Annotated in this window: 1 pseudogene; it reads left to right on the top strand. The window is 65.2% G+C overall.

The annotated features are described in order from the left end of the window. The first annotated feature begins 65 nt into the window (after window positions 1–65). A pseudogene (locus NKH89_RS35585) lies at window positions 66–1,419 on the top strand (IS701 family transposase). The last annotated feature ends 22 nt before the right edge of the window (window positions 1,420–1,441 follow it).

Below are 1,441 nucleotides of genomic sequence, written 5' to 3'. Positions count from 1 at the left end.
CTAGCACTACTTTGGCAGATTTTTAGTTCCGGGAGCGTTTCGAGGATTCCCAAGAGCGGTTTTGCGTGATTCATGAGAGGTCGGCTGTTGGAGGGGCCGGCCATGAACAGGGATTGGCAACTCGATCTGGAGCGGTGGCTTGAGCCGTTCGTCTCGGCGTTGAGGCACAAGACGCGTGCGCGGATGTGTCCGGCCTATATTGCTGGGCTGATTGGCCTTGGGGATCGCAAGAGCGTCCAACCGATGGCTGCGCGCGACGCAGGCGTCAACTATGACCAGCTGCACCACTTCATCGCGAGCGGCGTGTGGGATGCTGCGCCGCTGGAGAAGGTGCTGCTCGCGGAGGCCGACAGACAAGTTGGCGGGAACGATGCGTGGCTGATCGTGGACGACACCGCGCTCCCCAAGAAGGGGCGCCACTCGGTCGGCGTCGCGCCGCAATATGCCTCGGCACTTGGCAAGAACGCCAACTGCCAGACGCTGGTGTCGCTGACGCTGGCCTCTGGCGAAGTGCCGGTCATGGTGGGGCTGCGACTGTTTCTGCCCGAGAGCTGGACTTCCGATCCCGCCCGGCTCGACCGTGCCGGTGTGCCCGAGGACCATCGTGCCTACAGGACCAAGCCCGAAATCGCGCTGGCCGAGATCGACCGGGCTCGCGCAGCCGGCTTACGCTTTGGCTGCGTGCTCGCCGATGCCGGATATGGCTTGAGCGCCCCCTTCCGGCAGGCGCTCACCGAGCGCGGCCTTACCTGGGCCGTCGGTATCCCGTTCAAGCAGAAGGTCTATGCCGCCGACGTGGCGATGATCTTCCCCGTTGCCGGACACGGCCGCCCGCGCCGCCGGCATATCCCCGATGTGAAGTCGATGGCCGCGCAGGCGATGCTGGAAAAAGCCCAATGGCGGACGGTCAGTTGGCGGCGTGGCACCAAAGGCCGCCTCTCGGCCCGCTTCGCCGCTGTCCGTGTCCGGGTTGCAGATGGCCCACCCCAGCGCATCCGCGACATGGGCGCTCAGCATCTGCCTGGCGAGGAGGTCTGGGTGATCGGCGAGCACCGCTCGACCGGCGAGCGCAAATACTACCTCTCCAACTTGCCCGCCGACACCCCGCTCAAGCAGATCGCAGGCGCCATCAAGGCGCGCTGGGTCTGCGAACAGGCGCATCAGCAGCTCAAGGAGGAACTTGGCCTCGACCACTTCGAGGGGCGCTCATGGACGGGCCTGCACCGGCACGCGCTGATGACGATGATCGCCTACGCCTTCCTGCAATCTCGCCGCCTCAAACAAGCGGGAGGGGGAAAAAAGAATCCTCGGCCCGCCGCCCCAACCGAGCCTACCCGCCGTCAGGCAAGCCATCCTCACCGCGCTCGCGCAGCCGCCCCCAATCCGTTGTCCCCACTGCCGCAGAACCATCTCCGCTAAAAATCTGCCAAAGTAGTGCTAG

Source organism: Mesorhizobium sp. M0923 (assembly GCF_040319365.1).
Lineage (GTDB): Bacteria > Pseudomonadota > Alphaproteobacteria > Rhizobiales > Rhizobiaceae > Mesorhizobium.
This window is presented reverse-complemented; position numbering and strand designations above follow the sequence as displayed.